Consider the following 1,270-nt stretch of genomic DNA (forward strand, 5'->3'; position numbering starts at 1 on the left):
ATCCGGCACAGCCGGAATTTTGAGTCAAGTTTGACGTACTTGGGCTCGATTTGGCGTCTAGGCGGCCAATAGTGTTGTGCGACTGAGGTTTTCCAGGGCAGTGTTGTAGGCGCGAGAAGCTGCCTGCAGTGATGGCGCGCCGGTGTGGTCGGCCAGGTGCGCCAGGCCGGTGGGCAGGAGTCGGTCGTGCACGCAGGTGAGGAAGTGGGCGGTGTGCAGGCCGTGGTCGGTGACGGTGTAGCGGTTGCTGTGCGGGATGCGGGTGATTAGGCCGCGGGATTTGAGTCGGCGTAGGTCATAGGTGATTTGCCCGGTGGTGAGCGCGCCGGGTGGCAGGCCGCGTAGTTCGGTGGTGAGCGCGCGCAGATCACGGTTGGTGAACCCGTTGATTTGGCAGCCAAATGTCAGCAGCGCCTGAAGCAGGGCGTGGGTGCGCCGCTGGGCCAACCGTAGTGGCGGGATACGGGCGCCGGTGGCGGTGGTGAGCGCGCCGGTGAGGGTGTGAAGCGCGGCGGCGCCGGTGATCGGGTCGTGGCTGAGTCGTTGGACGTGCAGCAGACGTCGGTTGGCCGAGAAGCCGATCTCCCGCAACGCGGGCAGATTAGTCAGCCGTTTGCCGATCGAAAAGTCGGTGGTGTCGTTGATCGTGGTTTCGGTGCGCAGTGCTTTTCCTTCCTTGTGGTACTGCTTGATGCGGGTGTGCTTGTAGTCCACGTGCAGGCTGGGGGTGATGCCCTCGGTGATCACCCGGGTGCGAAACAACCCGGGTGTGCGGCGCGGTCCGCGGCGCATCAGGCGGCGATTGAAGATCAGCGCGACCTGGTCGGGGCGGCCGATGTCGAGATTGTCGCGGATGACCTGTTCGAAAAACATCCGGCCCGCCACCGGTTTGTCGAGCATCTGGGTCAGCGAGAACTCGGCCTGCAGGATCGACAACTCGTAGCGGTAGCCCGCGGCGTGGTCGGCCGCGGAAAACGGGTGCGGCAAGATCGCCAGCCATTTGCCCAGCAGCGCCTCGATGTGCTCGGGTCCCAGACTGTCGCAGATTGCTTGCAGCGCGGCGGGATCCTCGACGGCGGCGAACCCGTTATCCAGCGGTGTGAATCCGATGCCGGCCTTGGCGGCTTGGCGCTGGGCCCAATGGTTGCCGTTGATGCACAGCTTGGCGTTGTAGGGGAAGTAGGAGCAGAACTTGAGGAAGAACGGGCCGAACTCGTCGTCGACACAGTAGAAGTAGAAGTGGTTGACCAGCCCGGTCGCCGGCACGATC

Annotated in this window: 1 protein-coding gene; it reads right to left on the bottom strand. The window is 64.1% G+C overall.

Annotated features, from left to right (window positions below):
• Window positions 1-57: 57 nt before the first annotated feature.
• Window positions 58-1,270, bottom strand: a 1,213-nt coding sequence (locus CDN38_RS28175) for a hypothetical protein (RefSeq protein ID WP_075509849.1), incomplete at its 5' end; no start/stop codon positions are given.

The organism is Mycobacterium ostraviense (assembly GCF_002705925.1).
Taxonomy (GTDB): Bacteria; Actinomycetota; Actinomycetes; order Mycobacteriales; family Mycobacteriaceae; genus Mycobacterium; species Mycobacterium ostraviense.